This is a genomic window from Paenibacillus sp. BSR1-1 (assembly GCF_030403775.1).
Classification (GTDB): Bacteria; Bacillota; Bacilli; order Bacillales; family Cytobacillaceae; genus Neobacillus.
This window is the reverse complement of record NZ_JAQMWQ010000001.1, coordinates 72,327-94,985: the sequence shown is the minus strand read 5'-3', so window position 1 is coordinate 94,985 and position 22,659 is coordinate 72,327. Positions and strand designations below refer to the sequence as shown.

Here is a 22,659-nt window from a genome sequence, read left to right as displayed (position 1 = left end):
GGGCTAAGTTAAAATTAAGCTCTTTTTTTTGTCCTAAAGAATTGGAAGTAATCGCTGAGTGCCTCACCCTCTATTTATGGTATAATAGTTTGTCGAAGATACTCGAAAGATTAAAACAGTGGAGGTCATTATGGCTGGTTATACGCCGATGATACAGCAATACTTAACCGTTAAGGCAGATTATCAGGATGCCTTTTTATTTTTTCGCTTAGGTGATTTTTATGAAATGTTTTTTGAGGATGCGATTAAAGCATCACAAGAATTAGAGATAACATTAACAAGCCGCGAAGGTGGTTCGGAAGACAGGATCCCGATGTGCGGTGTTCCCTACCATTCAGCCCCTGGATATATTGAGCAGCTCGTTTCAAAAGGATATAAAGTAGCGATCTGCGAGCAAATGGAAGACGCCAAACTAACAAAAGGCATGGTAAAGCGTGAAGTGGTTCAATTGATCACACCAGGAACGCTCATGGAAGGCAAAGGCTTATCAGATAAAGAGAATAACTATATTGCATCGATTACAGCATTTGACGACCAAACGTACGGATTTGCCTATAACGATATTTCCACAGGTGAAAGCAGAGTAACCTTGTTATCCAATAACTTTGATGAAGTACTGAATGAAATGGCCGTATTAGGTGCAAAGGAAGTGGTCGTTGCCAGCAGTTTTGATGGCGACCTGCAAAAGAAAATGCGTGAACGAGATGTCCTTGCAATTTCGTTTGAAGATAATAGTTCAATAGATTTAAATTTTGCTCAATTGCTGGAAGGGTTAAATCAGAACAAGCTCAAACAAACAGTGGCAAGATTGTTTAACTATTTATACCGTTCGCAAAAAAGAAGCCTTGACCATCTTCAACCGGTAACTACCTATCAAATTCATCAGTTTATGAAAATAGATTATTTTTCAAAACGGAACCTGGAATTAACCGAAACGATTCGTTCAAAAGGAAAAAAAGGCTCACTGTTATGGCTGCTGGATGAAACCATGACCGCAATGGGCGGTCGGATGTTAAAGCACTGGATTGACCGTCCATTGATTGTCCAAGACGAGATTGAATACCGCCATAAATTAGTAGAAGTGCTAATGAACCATTATTTTGAGCGTCAGGAACTTCGTGAAAAATTAAAAGAAGTGTACGATTTGGAACGTTTAGCAGGCCGGGTTGCATTTGGAAATGTGAATGCTCGCGACTTAGTTCAATTAAAACGTTCCTTAATTCAGATACCATTTTTAAAACAAATCTTAAACAGCATGCAAAATGAAGAAGTGAATAAAATCGCAGATCTTCTAGACCCTTGTGAAGAAGTGACCGATTTATTGGAGCAGGCCATTGTGGAGAATCCGCCGCTTTCCTTAAAAGAAGGAAATATGATTCGTGACGGCTACAATGCCCAGTTAGATCAATATCGCGATGCCAGCCGGAATGGGAAAACATGGATTGCCCAGCTAGAGCGTGAGGAACGCGAGAAAACCGGGATTAAATCGTTGAAGGTAGGGTATAACCGGGTATTTGGCTATTATATTGAAGTCACCCGTGCCAATCTCCATCTTTTAACGGAAGGTCAGTATGAACGTAAACAAACGTTAACCAATGCGGAACGTTTTATTACTCCGGAGTTAAAGGAAAAAGAGGCATTAATTTTACAAGCGGAAGAAAAGTGCGGCGAGCTCGAATATGAGTTATTCACGGAAATTCGCGAAATCGTCAAAGAACAAATTCCACGCCTGCAAGCACTAGCCAAAACCGTCAGCGAGCTCGATGTGCTCCAGTGCTTTGCACAAGTGAGTGAAGAACGCCGCTATGTGAAACCGCAATTTTCAACGGAACGCCGTGTGGTAATTAAAGATGGACGTCATCCGGTTGTTGAGAAGGTGTTAAACGCCCAGGAATATGTTCCAAATGATTGCTTTATGGACAGCGACCGGGAAGTTCTGTTGATTACGGGGCCAAACATGTCCGGTAAGAGCACCTACATGCGCCAGATTGCCTTGACGGCCATTTTAGCGCAAATCGGATGTTATGTCCCGGCTGCTCAAGCAGTGCTGCCGATTTTTGACCAAGTGTTTACCCGAATAGGAGCGGCGGATGATTTGATTTCAGGCCAAAGTACCTTTATGGTCGAAATGTTAGAAGCGAAAAATGCAATTGCCAATGCGACGCAAAACAGCTTGATTTTATTTGATGAGATTGGAAGAGGCACATCAACATATGACGGGATGGCCCTTGCACAGGCCATCATTGAATACATTCATAACCGGATTGGGGCGAAAACACTGTTTTCAACCCACTATCATGAATTAACCGTATTGGAAGACGAACTATTGAAGTTAAAAAACATCCATGTCAGTGCGATTGAGCACAATGGCAAGGTTGTGTTCCTTCATAAAATAAAGGAAGGCCCTGCTGACAAGAGTTACGGTATTCACGTCGCTCAGCTGGCAGAGCTGCCTGCTGAATTAATTGAACGGGCCAATGAAATTTTGACCGCACTTGAGCAGCCTGATGTAGTTCAGCCTGTTCCGGTAAAATTGGAAACAAAAGTGGAAGAAAAGCCTGCACAGTTATCCTTTTTCGATGAACCGCAGGAACCAAAAAAGCCAGAACTATCTTCTAAGGAGAAAAAAGTTCTGGATAAAATCAAAGAACTGGATTTATTAGATGTGACACCACTTCAAGCGATTAACATGCTGTATGAGCTCCAGAAAAAGTTAAAGTAGGAGGCGAGCACGTATGGGCAAGATTATCCAGTTAGATGACGCCTTATCAAACAAAATAGCGGCAGGGGAAGTAGTCGAACGCCCTGCCTCTGTCGTGAAGGAATTAGTGGAAAACGCCATTGATGCCGGCAGCAAGGTCATCGAAATTGAGGTAGAAGAAGCAGGACTTGCGAAGATTCGCATTACCGATAATGGGAACGGTATTGAAGAGGACGACGTGCTGCTAGCGTTTCAGCGGCATGCTACTTCTAAAATCAAGAATGAAAATGATTTATTCCGAATTCGCACTCTCGGATTTCGCGGCGAAGCCCTGCCAAGTATCGCTTCCGTTTCCAGGCTTGAAATGAAGACATCTACCGGAGAGGGTGCTGGAAATCTGGTCGTCATTGAAGGCGGCAAGGTAGAAACCTTTGAAAAAGCATCCAGCAGACGCGGCACGGATATTACGATTACTGATTTATTTTTCAATACGCCTGCCCGCTTGAAATATATGAAAACCATTCACACAGAGCTTGGCAATATCACGGATGTGGTGAACCGGCTGGCGCTATCGCATCCGGAAGTAGCTTTCCGCCTGATTCATAATGAGCGGAAGCTGCTGCAGACAAATGGGAATGGCGATGTTCGTCAGGTGTTAGCGGCGATTTATGGAATGAGTATTGCCAAACAGCTCGTGCCCATTTCTGGTCAGTCGCTTGATTATAAAATTACTGGATTTGCCTCGATGCCAGAAGTGACAAGAGCATCGAGAAACTATATTTCAACCATGATCAATGGCCGGTTTATCAAAAACTATCCATTGGCAAAAGCGATACAGGAAGGGTATCATACGTTGCTTCCTATTGGCCGTTTCCCGATTGTGCTTCTGAATATCGAAATGGACCCCTTACTTGTGGATGTGAATGTTCATCCATCTAAGATGGAGGTCCGTATCAGTAAGGAAGCGGAATTGAATGAACTCGTTACTTCTATTATTAAAGAAGCTTTCAAATCGAAGGTATTGATTCCAACTGCCTATACTCCTGTGAAAAAAGAAATGCCAAAATCGGAACAAACTTCGTTGGTTTTGGATGAAGGTACTCCGCTATTGAATACAACGTTTGTGAAGAAGGAGCCTGTCATTTATAAAGCGCCTGAAGTAACAGTTGAACGACCTTTTGCTTTCGAACAAAAAGAGCCGATTTCTGAACCAAAAACTTGGGAGTCCGTTAATCCTTTTAGTGAGGTACCTGTAGAAACTAATGAGGATATGGATGATCCTAGTTCTGGTTTGGTTGAAACACGAATTGAATCTCGGGTTGAGCCACATACTGAGCCCAAACCCGAGCCTGTTGAAGACGAGAGCCGGGTCCCCCGTTTGTATCCAATCGGGCAAATGCATGGAACGTATATTTTTGCTCAGAATGAAAATGGTCTATATATCGTCGATCAGCATGCTGCTCAGGAACGACTTAAGTATGAATACTTCCGTGAAAAAGTAGGGCAGGTGCAGTCCGAGCTGCAGGAAATGCTCGTGCCATTAACGTTTGAGTATTCAACTGACGAATACCTGAAGATAAATGAATACTCGAGTGAGCTAGAAAAGGTTGGCGTTTTTCTCGAGGAGTTTGGCATGAATAGTTTCATTGTCCGCTCCCACCCGCAATGGTTTCCTAAGGGTGAGGAAAAACAAATCATTGAAGAGATGATTGAACAGTTACTTTTGATGAAAAAAGTGGATATCAAAAAGCTTCGTGAGGAAGCAGCCATTATGATGAGCTGTAAAGCCTCGATTAAAGCAAACCGCCATTTACGCAACGATGAGATCCAGGCGCTGCTGGACGATTTGCGTAAGGCATCCGATCCATTTACATGTCCGCATGGAAGACCGATTATTGTGCATTATTCGGTTTATGAAATGGAGAAGATGTTTAAGAGGGTCATGTAAATTGTGGCGGACTTGCGATACAATACAGAAAAGACACGTAGATTTGACCTACGTGCCTTTTCTGTTGATGGAAAAAACAATCGTTCATTTACCACGCAAGCTGGTTTTGGAATTGGGTAAATGAAATGCTGATTCATTTACCACGCAAGCTGGTTTTTGGGAAATTGGGTAAATGAAATGCTGATTCATTTACCGAGCAAGCTAGTTTATGAAGATATGGGGCAATGAAATGCTGATTCATTTACCGAGCAAGCTAGTTTATGAAGATATGGGGCAATGAAATGCTGATTCATTTACCGAGCAAGCTAGTTTTTGAAGATATGGGGCAATGAAATGCCGTTTCATTTACCGAGTAAACAAGTTTTTGAATAAAGCGGGCAATGAAATCCCATTTCATTTACCGGAAGAGGCTTCTTCTGAATCAAGCGGGTAATGAACTGCCAATCATAAAAAAAAACCGACCTTTTTTGCATTATAAAGGTCGGTTTTTAAGTGTGTACAATTTATTTACCTAAAGCGATTCCTTTAACAATCTGAGGCAATGCCTTATTAATTGGCGTAGCCGAACGGCCAAGAAGCTTTTCAAAATCATTGCTCTCAATTTCTAATGCTCCGTCGCGGATGCCTTTCTGGATGTCGACTAGGAATGGAATAAGGAAATCCGGTAAGCCTGCACCTTTCATAATATTGGCATAAGTAGCGTCATCCACCTGTTGAACAGGGACTTCTTTCCCTAATGCAGTGCTAAGGGCAGAAACCAGTTCTTCCTGTGACACTGGCTTGCCAGAAAGCTCATAAATGGTATTTTCGTGGCCTTCTCCAGCCAATACCACTGCTGCTGCCTCTGCGTAGTCTTGTTGAAGTGCCCAGCCGACTTTGCCAGAACCTGCGGATGTCACCCAAGGAGCTCCTGCGAGGACACCTTGTATGCTTGGAATTTCATTCTCCAAGTACCAGTTATTGCGCAAGAAGGAGTAAGGAATACCTGTTTTCAAAATTGCTTCTTCCGTCGCAACGTGTGGAGGGGCAAGGAACATCGTGGTTTCACTTGCATTCGCCAGACTAGTATAAGCAATGAATTTTACCCCTGCGCGTTCTGCCGCCGCAACCGCATCCGTGTGCTGACGAATTCTAGTTTCATTGTCCCCATCCGCTGAAATAAGTAATAAACGGTCAATACCTGCAAAAGCCGCATCCAATGTTTCTGGACGGTCAAAATCTCCTTGTCGAACTTCAACGCCCCGAGCCTGTAATCCCGCTGCTTTCTCAGGATTGCGGACACTTACCGCCAATTGACTTGCTGGAACAGTTTTTAAAAGCGTTTCTACTACCTTCGTTCCCAATTTACCTGTTGCACCTGTAATGAGCATTTTCATAATTATTCCTCCAATGGTTGTTTTTATAAATGAATTTTGCGGTTGTAATTAAAATGATTACCTGTAACTATAATAGTTACATCTAGCGTTCCTGTCAACATATAAATTTGTTTTTTATTATCAATTGATGGATAGAAATGCTCTACTTTGCCCGAAAAGCGGTCGAGGGAACGAAGTGGGTAACGTAGAATGGGTCTATGTGCCTGAAAAGGTTCTGAAGAAGCGAATTGGGTAACGTAAAGAGGTTCTACGTACCTGAACAGGATCCCAGGAAGCGAATTAGGTAATGTAGTGAGGTTCTACGTGCCCGAAAAAGGCCCGAAGAAACGAATTGGGTAACGTAAAGAAGTTTTACGTGCCGTAAAACTATTCAAGAATGGCATCTTTTTCACATAAACGAAAATCGCTGATTATGTAAAAGTTTGTTATTTTATATCAATAAATAATTGTGTAAAATTACACCAATCATTGTATAATGTTGGTAAGAGGGGGGTTGAGTCCTTGATCGCATTTAGCCTATTAAGTGCATTTTTACCCATCGTTATCATTATTTTTGTAATTGTTTATGCCGTGAAAAATAAAGAAAAGGGGGAAGAAGCAGTGATACGCCATCTTTATACGTATTTAGTCTTATTTGCTACTCTAATGATGGTCATTGGCGGTGGAATATCCATCTTTATGGCGGCAGCCGATTTAATTAGTCCGCCAAGTTATTACCAGAGTTATGAAGATTTTAAACAGATTAGGGAAGATAATAAAGTGAAAGACGAGAAGGTGTTGACGGAGAAGGAGCTTCGAGCAAGGTACGAACAAACCGTGAAAGATGAAAAAAACCGGGTTAAGGAAAGTGCAAAAAATCAAATTATTAAAAGCCTTGGATTCATCGTAATACCTTTTCCAATCTTCCTATACTTCAACCGAATGCGAAAACAACAGAATGTATAAAAAGAAACAGGCTGTCAGGCAGCCTGTTTTTAACTATTTTACTGCAGCTTGCAGCTTATTCATATATGGTATTGCTTTTCCAGTTCCGATGGCTACAGATTCAAGAGGATTCTCCGCCAATTGCACTGGAACTACAATCTCCTTGCTTAACCATTCCTCCATGCCGTTCAATAATGAACCGCCTCCTGTAAGGATAACACCACGGTCGACAATATCGCCGCTTAGTTCTGCAGGACAATCCTCAAGTGTGGCGCGGATGGCTTCTAAAATATGCAATAAAGGTTCCTTCAAAGCATTTCTAACTTCATAGGATGATAGTTTAATAGTTTTTGGCAATCCAGATACTAAATCACGTCCGCGAATCTCCATAAATTGCTCCTCGTGATCTATTAAGGCGTAACCAATTTCCATTTTGATTTTTTCGGCCGTTCTTTCCCCAATCAACACATTGTATTCTTTACGAACGTATTGAATAATATCTTCATCCAGACGGTCACCGCCTATTTTAATGGAATGACAAGATACTACGCCGCCAAAGGAAATAATCGCAACTTCTGTATTTCCGCCGCCGATATCCACTACGACATTGGCAACCGGTTCATCAATTGGCATGCCAGCGCCAATTGCGGCCGCAACTGGCTCTTCGATTAGGGTGATTTTTTTAGCGCCTGCATTTTTCACAGCATCATGAATCGCCCTTCTCTCTACACTAGTAGAACCAGAAGGGATACAGACGACAACATTTGGCTTACGTAGAGCAAAACCAAGCTTTTTAGAAGCCTTTCGCAAGATATTCTTTAACATTTCGGTAGTAATGTCGAAATCGGCAATCACACCATCTTTTAATGGACGAATGGTGACAAATTTTTCTGGCGTCTTTCCGACCATTTCATATGCTTCCGCGCCGACCGCAACAATATTTTTAGTTGTGGTATCCACCACGACTACAGATGGCTCATTAAGTGCAATCCCTTTATGCCTACTATATACCAATATATTTGCAGTTCCTAAATCAATACCAATATCAAAATTTGATAAATTTGATAGCATTTTATTCACCTAATTTCCTAATTTATAAATATTTACTCAACACCCACATGACAAATTGTGAGCTATTTTTACAAAATAGTGTACGATTAAGCCTAACATGAATTTGGGGGTGAAAAGCGGTTTGTAAAAGAACCGTTATCGTTTTGTAAATTTGGACGAAAAATTCATCAGATTGTAATCAAATTGAAAAATATATATTCATTCGACCCAAAACGCATAGAAAAGAAATTTTTTGTATATACTTATTTGATGTTCAACTGCTTTTCAAAATTGTGTTACGATGAAGGGGTGGGAGGTCACCGAATGAACTCCTTCCATTTAAAAAAGGTATAAGGCAGTGTGAAAATATTGGATTCAAAACAAAAATTATTAGTCATCATCGGACCAACCGCCGTAGGAAAGACCAAGTTGAGTATTGAAATGGCCAAGCAGTTTAATGGTGAGATTATTAGCGGTGATTCGATGCAAATCTATCGTGGCATGAATATTGGAACGGCTAAAATAACTCAAGAGGAAATGGAGGGAATACCCCACCATTTGATTGATATTAAGGAGCCTAACGAAAATTTTTCCGTTGCTGAATTCCAATCGCTTGTCAGGGCAAAGATAGAAGAGATTGCCAAAATGGGAAAACTCCCCATTATTGCCGGTGGAACTGGACTCTATATTCAATCTGTCATTTATGATTATCAGTTTTCCGATGTTTCAGGGGATGAACAATTTCGCCAGCAGTTAGAACAGCGATCAAAAGAAATTGGCAATGAGGCACTTTATAAGGAATTATGTGAAGTGGATCCAGAAAGCGCAGCTCAAATCCATCCCAATAATGTCAGAAGAGTGATACGCGCCTTGGAAATTTACCATCTTACAGGTAAGACTATGCAAGAATTTCAAAGGACTCAGGAGCCGGATTTAATGTATGATACGGCACTCGTTGGCCTGACAATGGAAAGAGACATGCTTTATGAGCGGATCAATGCCCGCGTAGATTTAATGATGGAACAAGGACTTTTTGATGAAGTAAAAAGCCTGTATCACCAAGACCTTCGGGATTGTCAATCCATTCAGGCCATTGGTTACAAAGAGATATATGATTACCTGGATGGGAAAGTTTCCCTTGATGATGCTGTTGAAACCTTAAAGCAAAATTCCAGGCGATATGCCAAAAGGCAATTAACTTGGTTTCGCAACAAAATGGATGTAAAATGGTTTGATATGACAGATGTGAACGATTTCACGAAAAAAATAACGGAAATTTCACATTATGTTGAAGGAAAGCTTCAAGTAAAATCGAATACATATTAGTAGAGATAAAAGAGGAGGATATACAAATGAAAACCACAATTAACATTCAAGATCAATTTTTAAACCAGTGCCGTAAAGATAACACACACGTTACGGTGTTCCTATTGAACGGATTCCAATTAAGAGGCCAAATTAAGGGCTTTGATAACTTTACAGTTCTTTTTGAGTCAGAGGGGAAACAGCAATTAGTATTTAAGCATGCTATTTCAACGTTTGCACCTCAGCGTAATGTACAGCTTGACCTGGATAATCAATAACTTCTTTTGTAAATTTGAGCCCATATTGGAAGGGCTCTTTTTTATTTTTCAACTTTATTTAATGAAATGCATTGGCTTTGAATACATATAAAATGAAGGATTATGTATTCCTTTTTAGTAAAAAGAAAATTTTTGGTGAAAAACTTGCTAACAAAAACCCTATCATACGTATACTGTCTGCAGAATGAGAGGTGAAAGCTTTGGACCAACGTATGCGAATGAAAAGCAACGGCCAAATAAAAGTTGTTCTCAATTCTCAAAAAAGAGAAACTGTAACGAAAGAATTACCTGACTTTCAAGTTGTTCCAAAGGTCATTCCCCCAGAGCATACGGCTTTAAAAGAAATTGAAGAAGAGCTGGCAGCTTTGGTTGGTATGGATGAAATGAAACGAATGATAAAGGAAATTTATGCCTGGATTTATGTAAACAAGAAACGCGAGGAAATGGGTTTAAAGGCAAGAAAACAAGCGCTGCACATGATGTTTAAAGGGAATCCTGGAACTGGTAAAACGACCGTTGCCAGGTTAATTGGCAAGCTGTTTCAAAAAATGAGTGTTTTATCCAAAGGGCATTTAATTGAGGCGGAACGTGCCGATCTCGTTGGTGAATATATCGGACATACCGCCCAAAAAACACGTGATTTGATCAAAAAGGCTCAAGGCGGTATTTTATTTATTGACGAGGCCTATTCGTTAGGTCGCGGCGGGGAAAAGGATTTTGGCAAAGAGGCAATTGATACACTTGTCAAGCATATGGAAGATAAACAGCATGAATTTATTCTAATTCTTGCGGGATATTCACAAGAAATGGATTATTTTCTAACGCTAAATCCTGGTCTCCATTCACGGTTTCCGTTGGTCATTGATTTTCCTGATTATAATATTGAGCAGCTGATGGAAATTGCGGGCAGGATGATTGTGGAACGAGAATACACCTTTAGTCATGAGGCTGAAAAAAAGTTAAAAGAACATTTAATCTGGGTTAAAGCCGTTTTAAGTCCGAGCAGTTTTTCAAATGGCCGCTATGTCCGCAATATTATTGAAAAATCGATTCGTGCTCAAGCGATGAGGCTTTTAATGCTAAATAGCTATGATAGGCATGATTTGATGACAATACGAAGCAATGATTTGGTGTTTGAAGAAGATTAAAAAAAATCGACGGGTCAAATTCCGTCGATTTTTTTAATGCGCTCCCAGCCTCCGTATCGGCAGTTTCCAATCAAAGGTATAAGAAAGAACTCGTAATACGGTGATCAGGATAAATAGTGTATATAATTCCCATGAGCTTGAAGCAATTTTAAGTCCAATGATCACCCCAGCTAAAATCGCCCAAACGGCATAAATCTCCGATCTTAGGACAATCGGCTTTCGCCCGGCTAATAAGTCACGGATAATACCACCGCCGATTCCTGTTAGCACTGCAGCGACAATTACAGCACTAAGTGGATGATTCATCTTTGCCGCGTATATTGCACCTTGAATGGCAAAGGCGGACAATCCGATAGCATCGAAGAAATTGCCCCATTTTTGCCAGTGCTTAAGAAGATTTGATGGAAATAAGAACACCGCTGTAATCGATAATAGAGCAATTTGAAAAAATAATCCCTGCTCCCATAAAGCCGAAACGGGCACACCAATCAAAAGGTTTCGAATGGCGCCGCCGCCAAAAGCGGTTACAATTCCTAGTATATAAACTCCTAAAATATCATATTCCTCTTCCATGGCCACAATCGCACCGCTGACCGCAAAAGCAATTGTGCCAATCATACTTAAAACTTCCCATGTCATAATAATCATTTTCCCCTTGTTGTCTTTCATCAAATACTAAAATTTTACCACGGATCAATAAAAATACAACAATTATTTTTAATAAGGTTGTTATAGGGAAAAATAGAGATTAAAAAGCTTTTTTGTTATGATTAGAGGTAGAGCATTTTTGTGAAGGGAATGATGTTTATTGGAACAAAAAGATACGAAAGAAAAAGCCATTCTGGTCGGCTGTCAAACGATAGCTGATGATGATTTGCGCTTTCAATATTCGATGGAGGAGTTAGCCTCATTAACAGAAACCGCGCAGGGTGAAGTATTAGTGTCTGTAGTGCAAAAAAGAGATCGTCTTCACTCGGCAACCTATATCGGCAAGGGAAAGGTGGAAGAGATTGTCGCTTTAGTGGAAGAGCTTGAAGCTGATATCGTTATTTTCAATGATGAGCTATCTCCGAGTCAAAAGCGGAATCTTGCCTCTGAAATCGATGCCAGAATTATCGACCGGACACAGCTTATTTTAGATATTTTTGCCCAAAGAGCACGATCCAAAGAAGGAAAACTACAGGTCGAGCTTGCGCAGCTTCAATACATACTTCCCCGTTTAGCAGGACAAGGTATCGCACTTTCAAGACTGGGGGCAGGTATCGGAACCAGAGGCCCAGGGGAAACCAAATTAGAATCAGACCGCCGGCACATACGCCGCCGAATCGATGATATTAAAACCCAGCTCGCGGTCATCGTTCAGCACCGGGAACGGTATCGGGAACGAAGAAAGAAAAATAAAGCTTTTCAAGTAGCGATTGTCGGCTACACCAATGCTGGTAAATCAACATTGTTTAACCGTCTGTCTGAAGCAGAGTCGTATGAGGAAAATCAATTGTTTGCCACACTTGACCCGATGACCCGAAAATTAATTTTACCAAGCGGTTTTTTAGCCTTAATTACCGATACAGTTGGGTTTATTCAGGATTTGCCTACAGCTCTAATCGCAGCATTTCGCTCCACCCTGGAAGAAGTAAGAGAAGCGGATTTGCTTCTCCATGTTGTGGATATGTCGAATGCGGATTATTTTCAACACGAAAAAACGGTTAATAAACTGCTCGAGGATCTGGATGTAAAAGATATCCCGCAATTAACGGTTTATAATAAGAAAGATATCCAGCATCCTGATTTTGTTCCGACTGCCGACACACCGACGGCGTTTATTAGTGCTTTTAATGAAGAAGACCGCCATGCCCTTAAGGTAAAAATGGAAAAGACCATCATCGAAATGATGAATGCTTATGAGGTGAAAGTACCTTCAACAGAAGGAAAGCTTCTTTCACAGCTAAAAAATGAAACAATTTTAAAAGAGTTGTCCTTTGAGGAAGAAGACCAGTTGTATCGTTGCAAGGGCTACACCTTAAAAGACCATCAAATAACAGGACAGTTACAGAAATATAAAATATAGATAGGAGTTACACCATGTTTCAACAGTTAATGAATGGGGAGAAGCTTCAGCCGCTTGTCCAAAAAGTGGAACAGCAAATTGCTGGGGTACACAAAGAAATCGACGAAAGAGCGGAAACCAATCAATTTCGCGTTTTAAAAAGCTATCAAAAACACAGGGTAAGTGACTCGCATTTTATCCCGTCAACCGGATATGGATACGATGATATTGGCAGAGATACGTTGGAATCCATTTACGCGGATGTGTTTGGCGGTGAAGCGGGTCTTGTCCGTCCGCAAATCATTTCCGGAACCCATGCGATATCGATTGCGTTATTTGGCGTCCTTCGCCCAGGTGATGAACTTCTCTATATCACGGGTAAGCCCTATGATACGCTTGAAGAAATCGTAGGGATTCGCGGAAATGGTGTCGGTTCCTTAAAGGAATTTGGCATTTCCTATGATAGTGTTTCCTTGACCAATGAGGGCGGGATTGATTGGGATGAAGTGGCGAAAAAAGTCAAACCGAATACAAAAATGATTGGAATTCAGCGCTCGAAGGGGTATGCTACCCGTCCATCGTTCACGGTTTCTGAGATTGGGGAAATGATTTCGTTTGTAAAGGAAATCAAACAGGACGTCGTCGTATTTGTAGATAACTGTTACGGCGAATTTGTTGAAGAGTTGGAACCTTGTCATGTTGGAGCAGATTTGATGGCAGGTTCTCTTATTAAAAATCCGGGCGGCGGCATCGTGAAAACGGGGGGATACCTTGTTGGCAAGAAGAAGTGGGTCGAGGCCTGCTCTTACCGAATGACTTCCCCTGGGATTGGAGCCGAAGCAGGTGCATCTCTATATAGCCTGCTGGAAATGTATCAGGGGTTCTTTCTAGCTCCGCACGTTGTTGCTCAAGCACTAAAAGGAGCTGTATTTACTGCTGCCACCCTTGAAAAATTGGGAATGAATTCATCGCCGAAATGGGATGTGAAGCGGACAGACTTAATTCAATCGGTCCAATTTGATGATCGCGATAAAATGGTCGCTTTTTGCCAGGCTATCCAATTTGCCTCACCGATTAATTCCTATGTTACCGCGCATCCAAGCTACATGCCTGGGTATGAGGACGACGTCATTATGGCGGCGGGAACCTTCATCCAGGGGGCAAGCATTGAACTAACAGCAGACGGTCCGATCAGACCGCCGTATGTAGCCTATGTTCAGGGCGGTTTAACCTATGCCCATGTAAAAATGGCTGTCTGTCTGGCTATTGATCAATTGATTGAAAAAGGATTAATCGAAGTGAAGTAGGAAAATATAAACGGAGGACAGACTTTTACATGCTCTGTCCTTTTTGTATAAAAATCATGTTAGATTTCCTTACATAAGATTGACATATTATCTAACGTCAAATATAATGACAATATGATAGATAGTAAGGGAGGAGAAATTTGGTGAGTGGAAAGGAAATTCGCCGTTCCATGCCGTTGTTCCCCATCGGAACTGTCATGCAGCTAACTGAGCTGACAGCTAGGCAAATCCGTTATTATGAAGAACACCAATTGATTTCTCCAGCAAGAACTGAGGGGAATAGACGGCTATTTAGCTTGAATGATATTGATAGGCTTTTAGAAGTGAAAGATTTAATTGACCAAGGAGTCAATATGGCAGGAATCAAACAGCTTTTCTTGGTCAAACAGGAACAAGCAAATGTTCTTGAGCAGCATGCCGAAAAGGCGAAACGCGAGTTAACAGATGATCAGTTAAGAAAATTGCTGCGAAACGAATTGATTCATTCTAATAGATTAAATCGTTCCTCACTTCGTCAAGGTGATATGTCACGCTTTTTCCATTAAAATTTTTTTATGAAAAAATTAGGGGGATTGAAAATGCCAAAGTATTCAAGAGAAGATATTCAACGTCTTGCAAAAGAAGAAAATGTTAAATTTATTCGTCTGCAATTCACTGACATTCTAGGAACAATTAAGAACGTAGAGATTCCTATTAGTCAATTAGAAAAAGCACTTGATAACAAAATGATGTTCGACGGATCTTCAATCGAAGGATTTGTCCGTATTGAAGAGTCTGATATGTATCTATATCCAGATTTAAGCACATGGGTAGTATTCCCTTGGACAGCTGAAAAAGGAAAGGTTGCCCGTTTAATCTGTGATATCTACACTCCAGAAGGAAAACCTTTTGAAGGGGACCCGCGCAATAACTTAAGAAGAGTGTTAAAGGAAATGGAAGACCTTGGTTTCACTAACTTTAACCTTGGACCTGAGCCAGAATTCTTCTTATTCAAATTAGACCAAAAAGGGGAGCCAACACTAGAATTGAACGACCAAGGCGGTTACTTTGACCTTGCTCCAACAGATTTAGGGGAAAACTGCCGTCGCGATATCGTTCTTGAACTAGAAGAAATGGGCTTCGAAATTGAAGCTTCCCACCACGAAGTGGCACCTGGTCAGCACGAAATCGATTTCAAATATGCAGATGCCTTAACAGCATGTGACCAAATCCAAACGTTCAAGCTTGTTGTTAAAACAATCGCTCGTAAGCATGGCTTACACGCAACATTCATGCCAAAGCCATTATTCGGTGTTAACGGATCTGGTATGCACTGCAACCTTTCTTTATTCAAAGATGGCAAAAACGCATTCTATGAGCCAACTGGCGATCTTGAAATGAGCGACACTGCACGTCAATTCATCGCAGGTATCCTAAAGCACGCTCCTAACTTTACAGCGGTTACTAACCCAACTGTAAACTCTTATAAGCGTCTAGTTCCTGGCTATGAAGCACCTTGTTATGTAGCATGGTCTGCTAGAAACCGTTCACCACTAATCCGTATCCCGGCTTCCCGCGGACTAAGCACTCGTGTTGAAGTACGTAGCGTAGACCCAGCTGCTAACCCATACCTTGCTATGGCTGTTCTATTAAAAGCAGGTCTTGACGGAATTAAGAACAACTTAACTCCTCCAGCACCAGTAGACCGCAACATTTATGTAATGAGCAGAGAAGAAAGATTAGAGGAAGGCATTATCGATCTGCCTGCAACTCTAGCTCAAGCTTTAGACCAATTAAAATCAGACGAAGTTATCGTAGCTGGTCTTGGCGAGCACATCTTAGAACACTTTGTAGAAGCAAAAGAGATCGAATGGGATATGTTCCGCACCGTCGTTCACCAATGGGAACGCGATCAGTATATGTCAATGTATTAAGATTGGAAAGTCTTGTCGCTTTTATAGCGTCAAGACTTTTTTATTTCTTAAAAAAGAAGTCTTCGTTCGGAACCGGAGTTTCATTTCCCGAAGAGTCACATTTTCATGCAAGTCGGTCAATGAACCGTCAAAACTGAAAATAAACAAGACCTTCTCTAAACAAAAAACCAGCATCTTATAATTAAGATGCTGGTTTATACCAAATTTTATTTCTCTTCACTTTTCTGTTTAATCAATTTAAAACCCGAAAGTGCAGCATCACCTGCAATCCCGGCAACAAGGGAAAAAATAATATTCTCAACATAGGAATTTGGAGCTGTATACAAAACGAGAAGAAGGGCTGCAACTGCACCTAGAAGCATTTCTTCTAGAAAACCGAGATAAAGGAACTTTTTTGTTTTCCGAGGCATAATAATTTTACCATGCTTACGAACATGTCCAATAATCCCAACCGTCCCACCAATCACTAAAGAGAAAATAATGTCAATGAACACTTCTTTCTCACTCTCCTTAAGCCTGGATTTTTTTGACCTAAGGTAAATCTTGGTGTATTACCATTATACTAAACTTAGAAACTCTTGAGCATGGGAAAAAATACTGAATTTTCCAAATTCATACATCATTTAAATTATTTATCAAAAATTTTCCCAACAATTATTTCAAGGAAAAAAAGGGCCGGCAAGTGAAATGCCGACTCATTTTTAATGAATATGTCTATATACTCCGATAACTTTTCCAAGAATAGATACATTTCGTAAAATGATAGGATCCATGGTTGAATTTTCCGGCTGCAAACGGATGAAATCTTTTTCTTTAAAAAATCTCTTACACGTAGCTTCATCATCTTCTGTCATTGCTACAACTATATCTCCATTATTCGCTGTTTGCTGCTGCTTAACAATGACATAGTCCCCATCAAGAATTCCAGCCTCTATCATACTTTCACCCATGATTTCTAGCATAAATACGTGTTCATCAGCAGGTGCAAGTCTTTCTGGAAGTGGAAAATATTCTTCCACGTTTTCAATGGCAGTAATAGGTAATCCCGCTGTTACCTTACCGACCACTGGAACATTGACAACATTATTTCTTGGGATATGAGCAAGCTCATCTACTTCCAAAATTTCGATTGCTCTAGGTTTTGTTGGATCTCGTCTAATAAGACCTTTGCTTTCTAATCTAGCTAAATGGCCATGTACAGTGGAACTGGATGCAAGTCCAACCGCTTCGCCAATTTCACGTACGGATGGAGGATAGCCCTTGCTCTTAACCTCACCTTTTATGAAATCCAGGATATCCTGCTGCCGCTTTGATATTTTTACCATGATAAAATGCACCTCGCCTGGTTAATGTTGTCTTAATTATATCATGTTCGCTCCTTTTATACAAACATAAGTTCGAATTTATGGTTGACAACAAACAAACGTTCGAATTATAATGAAACTATCAAAAGCGAACGTATATTCTATTAAGGGGAGTTAATCATGAAAAAGATTTGGAACCAATACTCATTTGCTATTATTCTAATGTTTATAAGCTGTTCATTTGCCTTAATTTTATCTATTCAGTCAAATTCCAATGAAAAGGATAACTTTATAAAAGTAACTGTCTCTGAAGGAGATTCACTTTGGGAGCTATCCGACCAATATGCCGGCCAGCACTCACTATCCAATAAAGAGTTTGTCAGCTGGGTGAAAAAGCACAATAAAAATGTGGGCGATCAAATTTTCCCCGGAGATAAAATTCTGATCCCAGTCAACAACGAAGCGCCAGATACAACACAATTTGCAAGTGCCATTGAGGAATAAATGGTATGAATGCCATCATCTACTGCCGGGTCAGCACAAATAAAGAAACGCAGGAAACCTCGTTACAGCGTCAGGAAGAAGAACTAATCCAACTTGCAAAACAGCATCATTTTGAAATTGATTCAATAATTAAAGAACAGGCAAGCGGCTATGACTTTGAAAGAGATGGTATCCTTCATGTTTTAGAACGGATAAAGGATAAAAAAGTACAAGCCCTGCTAATCCAAGATGAAACACGTCTTGGAAGGGGAAACGCCAAAATTGCACTCTTGCACTGCATCTTAAAAGAGGGAATTAAACTTTATAGTATTTCCCACAATGGCGAATTACAACTTTCAGAGTCGGATTCCATGGTATTGAAAATTGTTAGTATGGTGGAAGAGTACCAGCGAAAGCTCCATAATGTAAAAATTAAGCGTGGGATGAGAAGGGCTGTTGAACAGGGCTATAATCCCCAAAAAAATTTAAAAAACCTCGGAGAAGCCTCAGGCCGAGAAAAAATAGAAGTTCCTGTTGAGGAAATTGTAAGATTAAGAAAGAACAATTTAACTTTCCATGAAATAGCCGCTGTTTTAAGAGGATTTGGTTATAATATTTCCAAAGCGACCGTTCATCGAAGATACCAGGAATATATGGAATCACAAGATGAGTAGACCTTTTGCCTTGTCAGAAGGTCTTTTTTTTAGTAAAATCAGTTGCTATGTACACAGTTTTTTATGAAAGTTGGTGTTTAAATGCTGTCCAAAGAGAAAATGGCAAGAATTAATGAGCTTGCGAGGAAAGCGAAAGCAACCGGATTAACGGAATTAGAAGCAAAAGAGCAATCCAAACTAAGAAGTGAGTATCTAGCAACTTTTCGTTCCAATATGCTTGATACGTTAACCAATACAAAGTTCGTTGACCCATTAGGAAACGATGTTACACCAGAAAAACTAAAAACAAGAAAGAAAAATAATCTTCATTAATTCAAGGAATACTATTTTTGTATTCCTTTTTTATTTGAATCAAAATAAGAAACAAAACGAAAATTAATTTCATTTATTAAGTTTATTGGTTGAATTAATTTCGGTAGCAATATAATATTAAGAATGTATTCAAGTGATGCAGAAAGGATGTAATTCATGTTTAATACTATTGATGATTTATCCGTTACTTCCATTCGTACTCTTTCCATAGATGCGATTGAGAAAGCAAATTCAGGTCATCCGGGAATGCCGATGGGTGCTGCGCCTATGACCTATACATTGTGGACTCGCTTCATGAACCATAATCCGAAGAATCCACATTGGTTTAACCGCGATCGTTTTGTATTGTCTGCAGGCCACGGTTCTGCGTTGTTATACAGCATGCTTCATTTATCCGGTTACAACTTATCTATGGATGATTTAAAGCAATTCCGTCAATGGGGAAGTAAAACTCCTGGACACCCAGAATATGGCCACACTGAAGGTGTAGAGGCAACGACTGGTCCGCTTGGTCAAGGTATCGCAATGGCAGTCGGCATGGCAATGGCAGAACGTCACGTAGCAAGTGTTTATAATAAAGACAATTTTGAACTTGTGAATCATTATACATACAGCATCTGTGGTGACGGAGATTTAATGGAAGGTGTTTCTGCCGAGGCTGCTTCTCTTGCGGGTCACTTGAAATTAGGACGTTTAGTTGTACTTTATGATTCAAATGATATTTCACTTGATGGTGACTTAGATAAATCATTCTCTGAAAGTGTAAAAGACCGCTTCTTATCTTACGGCTGGCAATATGTACGTGTAGAAGATGGCAACAATTTAGAAGAAATCGCAAAGGCGCTAGAAGAAGCAAGAAGCGACCTTGACCGCCCTACTATGATTGAAGTTCGAACTGTAATCGGTTATGGTTCACCAAACCGTGCCGGTACTTCTGGCGTTCATGGATCACCACTAGGTGCTGATGAGTTAAAATTGACTAAGGAAGCATACAAGTGGACATTTGAAGAAGATTTCCATGTGCCACAGGAAGTATATGATAACTTCCAAAAGCTAATTGTGGAAACAGGTGAGAAAAAGGAAAAAGAATGGAATGACCTTTTCGCGCAATATAAGAATGAATTTCCAGAATTGGCTAATCAACTTGAGCAGGCTTTAAATAATGAACTTCCAGCAGGCTGGGATAAGGATATTCCAGTTTACAGTGAAGGCAAAGCCCTTGCAAGCCGAGCTTCCTCTGGTGAAGTTTTAAATGCAATTGCCAAAAACCTGCCTACTTTTATTGGTGGATCTGCTGACCTTGCCGGTTCCAATAAAACGATGATCAAGGGAACAAAAGATTATATGCCAGGTTCTTACGATGGCCGTAATTTCTGGTTTGGCGTTCGTGAATTCGCAATGGGTGCTGCTCTGAATGGTATCGCTCTTCATGGCGGTGTACAAGTATTTGGAGGTACTTTCTTCGTATTCTCTGATTACCTTCGTCCAGCGATTCGTCTTGCTTCATTAATGGGCTTACCGGTAACATATGTGTTTACTCATGACAGTATCGCGGTTGGGGAAGATGGTCCAACACACGAGCCAATCGAACAGCTTGCTGCACTACGTGCAATGCCAGGCTTGTCAATCATTCGTCCTGCAGATGGAAATGAAACTGCTGCAGCATGGAAGCTAGCTGTTGAATCTAAAAACACTCCAACAGCACTTGTTTTAACACGTCAAGATCTACCAACATTAAAGGGTACTGACACTAACGCATACGAGGGTGTTTCAAAAGGTGCTTATGTAGTTTCTCCATCTGAAAGAGAAACTCCAGATGCATTATTACTTGCAACTGGTTCTGAAGTAAGCCTTGCAGTTGAAGCCCAAAAAGCTCTAGCAGGTGAAGGTGTTCACGTTTCTGTTGTAAGCATGCCATCATGGGATCGTTTTGAAAAACAATCCCAAGAATATAAGGACTCCGTACTTCCTAAGAATGTGAAAAAACGTCTTGGTATCGAAGTAGGTGCATCCTTCGGCTGGCACAAATACACTGGTGATGAAGGCGATGTATTAGCGATTGACAAATTCGGAGCATCCGCACCAGGTGAAAAGATTATGGAAGAATACGGCTTCACAGTAAGCAACGTAGTTGCCCGCGTAAAAGCACTTTTGCATAAGTAAAATAGTTTTTTAAGAGGAGAACGGTTAACCCGTTCTCTTTTTTTGTTTCAGAATTCACAATATAATTTTTTACGAAAATTTGAACTTTTTAAAATAAAAAAGGAAGTTCAAAAATAATGCCGAATTCATAAATTTGGTAAGGAAACTCTTAATCGACAAAAATAGTGAAAGTTTTTGCCGCCGTAAGACAAATGTTTCGTTTCTGATTTTTTATAATAGATAAAAGGGTTGACAGCGAAGGAGAGGTTTGTGTGAGAAAATATCAACTATATTTAATAGAAGATGAATTTGCCGCCCATTACTTCGGAAGAGAGCGACTGTTTTTTCAGCTTTTTCAGGAACATCAACATGCTAACGGTGAGTTTCAATTTATTACAAAAAAACAAATTGACTATATAACCAAAAAAGTGGAGGTATTGAAAATCCACAATTTGATTCAAAAGCAGCTAGGGAGAATTAAAGGATTTAAAGCCGATCATGGTGCATACTATATTGAATTAAGTGGAAAACTAAGTACGGCAAAATTAGAAGTTTTTCAAGATTTAATAACAGTCGAGGCGCAAGGAAGCTATGAGGCAGAGACAGCTTATTTTGAAGTGCTTCGAAAATGTGAATCTTCCTTTTTGGCGATTGATCTTGAACATCAGCGCTTCGGATGGCTAAAGCCGATAAAGGAAAGAAAATTAATCTAATTGCAAGAGGATATTGTTTTATGCCGGTTTATTTAGTACACTGTAGTATGGTAGACAACATGAAGGAGGAAGTTTTATGATGTACGTTCTAGTTGGTATACTAGCATTAGTTGCTGGTGTAGCACTAGGATTTTTCATTGCTCGCCGTTATATGATGAGCTATTTAAAGAAAAATCCGCCAATCAATGAGCAAATGCTTAAAATGATGATGATGCAAATGGGTATGAAGCCTTCACAGAAGAAGATCAACCAAATGATGGCTGCTATGAACAAGCAGCAATCTAAATAAAACCCAGTCGTATCAACGGTTTGAATATAATTTATAAGCAAATATAGGACAAGTTTTCATACAACATTTTGTTGTTGAGTGAATCTTTCATCATAAATTTGTATTATTTTTGCTTAATCTTTCATCAAACTAATCCGAAACCATTTTTCTATTGGAAACTTAACCAATGGGGAGATGGTTTTTTATTTGTCATTACAAGACGGAAAGCACACACATAATATACTAGTCTTATAAATTAAACCGATATACCTTTTTCTGCTAATGTGTTATTAGAAGTCGTGAACCTTCATAAAATTTATTGGAGGTGCTGGAAGTGAAAAAGAATGTTAGTGAATTTGAATGTCTTGTCTGTAAAGGAACACATTTTCGAAAAGGTTATTTTGTTGCCAATTACGAAAAATTTGATGAGAAAATTAAGTGGAATGTTAAGACTGAAGGAGGGGTGCAGTTTTATTTGGAATCTGAAGAGGACAATCCATTAAACAGAATTCCCGAGAGAGTAAACTTATTTTCTTATATTTGTGAAGAATGTGGTTATATCATGAACTTTACCAAAGAAAAACAAGTGGAAAGCAAGAAACTTGAAAGAATTAGAAAACAAAAGCAAACCATGTATGATTGGACTAAATTTAAATAATGAATCAAGAACACTTAGCACTCAACTATTAAGTGTTTTTTTAATTGGAAATATGACATATGAGAGAGGGATTCCTCTCTTTTTTTATGAAAAAATAAGAATCTTTAT

The 22,659-nt window shown here is 40.0% G+C and carries 22 protein-coding genes; 17 read left to right on the top strand and 5 right to left on the bottom strand.

Annotated features, from left to right (window positions below):
* The first annotated feature begins 130 nt into the window (after positions 1–130).
* Both mutS and mutL read left to right on the top strand, forming a co-directional pair.
* Positions 131–2,722: a DNA mismatch repair protein MutS gene (gene mutS, locus PH210_RS00430; RefSeq protein WP_289982196.1), complete on the top strand. Its 2,592-nt coding sequence runs from the start codon at positions 131–133 to the stop codon at positions 2,720–2,722.
* A gap of 13 nt (positions 2,723–2,735) precedes the next feature.
* Entirely contained in the window at positions 2,736–4,649 is a 1,914-nt protein-coding gene (gene mutL, locus PH210_RS00425) for a DNA mismatch repair endonuclease MutL (protein ID WP_289982195.1), read from the top strand.
* Between the two features lie 503 nt (positions 4,650–5,152).
* Here the strand turns inward: mutL and PH210_RS00420 are convergent.
* The gene (locus PH210_RS00420; RefSeq protein WP_289982194.1) at positions 5,153–6,025 is read right to left on the bottom strand and encodes an SDR family oxidoreductase; all 873 of its coding nucleotides are present in this window, start codon (positions 6,023–6,025) and stop codon (positions 5,153–5,155) included.
* Positions 6,026–6,526: 501 nt separating this feature from the next.
* Between PH210_RS00420 and PH210_RS00415 the strand changes: the two genes are divergently transcribed.
* Positions 6,527–6,970, top strand: a complete 444-nt coding sequence (locus PH210_RS00415; RefSeq protein WP_289982193.1) for a hypothetical protein — start codon at positions 6,527–6,529, stop codon at positions 6,968–6,970.
* A gap of 33 nt (positions 6,971–7,003) precedes the next feature.
* On the opposite strand, the gene mreBH is transcribed toward PH210_RS00415, so the two are convergent.
* Positions 7,004–8,020 carry a rod-share determining protein MreBH gene (gene mreBH, locus PH210_RS00410; RefSeq protein ID WP_289982192.1) on the bottom strand — a complete coding sequence of 339 codons (1,017 nt, stop codon included), beginning with the start codon at positions 8,018–8,020 and terminating at the stop codon, positions 7,004–7,006.
* A 348-nt stretch (positions 8,021–8,368) separates the two neighbouring features.
* On the opposite strand from mreBH, the gene miaA reads away from it, so the two are divergent.
* The 3 genes from miaA (at position 8,369) to spoVK (ending at position 10,730) form a co-directional block, all read left to right on the top strand.
* Entirely contained in the window at positions 8,369–9,325 is a 957-nt protein-coding gene (gene miaA, locus PH210_RS00405) for a tRNA (adenosine(37)-N6)-dimethylallyltransferase MiaA (RefSeq protein ID WP_289982191.1), read from the top strand.
* Positions 9,326–9,351: 26 nt separating this feature from the next.
* Positions 9,352–9,582, top strand: a complete 231-nt coding sequence (gene hfq, locus PH210_RS00400) for an RNA chaperone Hfq (RefSeq protein ID WP_223588316.1) — start codon at positions 9,352–9,354, stop codon at positions 9,580–9,582.
* Positions 9,583–9,782: 200 nt separating this feature from the next.
* The gene (spoVK, locus tag PH210_RS00395) at positions 9,783–10,730 is read left to right on the top strand and encodes a stage V sporulation protein K (RefSeq protein ID WP_289982190.1); all 948 of its coding nucleotides are present in this window, start codon (positions 9,783–9,785) and stop codon (positions 10,728–10,730) included.
* Positions 10,731–10,763: 33 nt separating this feature from the next.
* Here the strand turns inward: spoVK and PH210_RS00390 are convergent, their stop codons facing one another.
* Positions 10,764–11,369, bottom strand: coding sequence for a trimeric intracellular cation channel family protein (locus PH210_RS00390; protein ID WP_289982189.1), 606 nt, complete (start codon positions 11,367–11,369; stop codon positions 10,764–10,766).
* 169 nt (positions 11,370–11,538) lie between these two features.
* Between PH210_RS00390 and hflX the strand changes: the two genes are divergently transcribed.
* The 4 genes from hflX (at position 11,539) to glnA (ending at position 15,997) form a co-directional block, all read left to right on the top strand.
* Positions 11,539–12,798, top strand: coding sequence for a GTPase HflX (hflX, locus tag PH210_RS00385; protein WP_289982188.1), 1,260 nt, complete (start codon positions 11,539–11,541; stop codon positions 12,796–12,798).
* Between the two features lie 14 nt (positions 12,799–12,812).
* A complete protein-coding gene (locus PH210_RS00380) occupies positions 12,813–14,084 on the top strand; it encodes a methionine gamma-lyase family protein (RefSeq protein WP_289982187.1) in 1,272 nt (423 codons plus the stop codon).
* A gap of 170 nt (positions 14,085–14,254) precedes the next feature.
* Positions 14,255–14,629: a MerR family transcriptional regulator gene (locus tag PH210_RS00375; protein WP_430071974.1), complete on the top strand. Its 375-nt coding sequence runs from the start codon at positions 14,255–14,257 to the stop codon at positions 14,627–14,629.
* A gap of 33 nt (positions 14,630–14,662) precedes the next feature.
* Positions 14,663–15,997 (top strand): type I glutamate--ammonia ligase, encoded by a 1,335-nt coding sequence (gene glnA, locus PH210_RS00370; protein ID WP_223588306.1) that lies wholly within the window; start codon positions 14,663–14,665, stop codon positions 15,995–15,997.
* 206 nt (positions 15,998–16,203) lie between these two features.
* Here glnA and PH210_RS00365 read toward each other — a convergent pair whose 3' ends face one another.
* Together PH210_RS00365 and lexA are read right to left on the bottom strand one after the other, a co-directional pair.
* Positions 16,204–16,491: a DUF4257 domain-containing protein gene (locus PH210_RS00365; RefSeq protein ID WP_289982185.1), complete on the bottom strand. Its 288-nt coding sequence runs from the start codon at positions 16,489–16,491 to the stop codon at positions 16,204–16,206.
* Between the two features lie 207 nt (positions 16,492–16,698).
* Positions 16,699–17,322, bottom strand: coding sequence for a transcriptional repressor LexA (lexA, locus tag PH210_RS00360; RefSeq protein WP_289982184.1), 624 nt, complete (start codon positions 17,320–17,322; stop codon positions 16,699–16,701).
* 159 nt (positions 17,323–17,481) lie between these two features.
* Between lexA and yneA the strand changes: the two genes are divergently transcribed.
* The 7 genes from yneA (at position 17,482) to PH210_RS00325 (ending at position 22,551) form a co-directional block, all read left to right on the top strand.
* Positions 17,482–17,805 carry a cell division suppressor protein YneA gene (yneA, locus tag PH210_RS00355; RefSeq protein WP_289982183.1) on the top strand — a complete coding sequence of 108 codons (324 nt, stop codon included), beginning with the start codon at positions 17,482–17,484 and terminating at the stop codon, positions 17,803–17,805.
* Between the two features lie 5 nt (positions 17,806–17,810).
* The gene (locus tag PH210_RS00350) at positions 17,811–18,458 is read left to right on the top strand and encodes a YneB family resolvase-like protein (RefSeq protein WP_289982182.1); all 648 of its coding nucleotides are present in this window, start codon (positions 17,811–17,813) and stop codon (positions 18,456–18,458) included.
* Positions 18,459–18,539: 81 nt separating this feature from the next.
* Positions 18,540–18,770, top strand: coding sequence for a DUF896 domain-containing protein (locus tag PH210_RS00345; RefSeq protein ID WP_289982181.1), 231 nt, complete (start codon positions 18,540–18,542; stop codon positions 18,768–18,770).
* A gap of 156 nt (positions 18,771–18,926) precedes the next feature.
* Positions 18,927–20,933: a transketolase gene (gene tkt / locus PH210_RS00340; RefSeq protein ID WP_289982180.1), complete on the top strand. Its 2,007-nt coding sequence runs from the start codon at positions 18,927–18,929 to the stop codon at positions 20,931–20,933.
* Positions 20,934–21,184: 251 nt separating this feature from the next.
* Entirely contained in the window at positions 21,185–21,625 is a 441-nt protein-coding gene (gene sirA, locus PH210_RS00335; RefSeq protein WP_289982179.1) for a sporulation inhibitor of replication protein SirA, read from the top strand.
* A 76-nt stretch (positions 21,626–21,701) separates the two neighbouring features.
* Complete coding sequence (locus PH210_RS00330; protein WP_223588292.1) at positions 21,702–21,914, top strand: YneF family protein; 213 nt, start codon at positions 21,702–21,704, stop codon at positions 21,912–21,914.
* Between the two features lie 313 nt (positions 21,915–22,227).
* Complete coding sequence (locus PH210_RS00325) at positions 22,228–22,551, top strand: hypothetical protein (RefSeq protein WP_289982178.1); 324 nt, start codon at positions 22,228–22,230, stop codon at positions 22,549–22,551.
* The last annotated feature ends 108 nt before the right edge of the window (positions 22,552–22,659 follow it).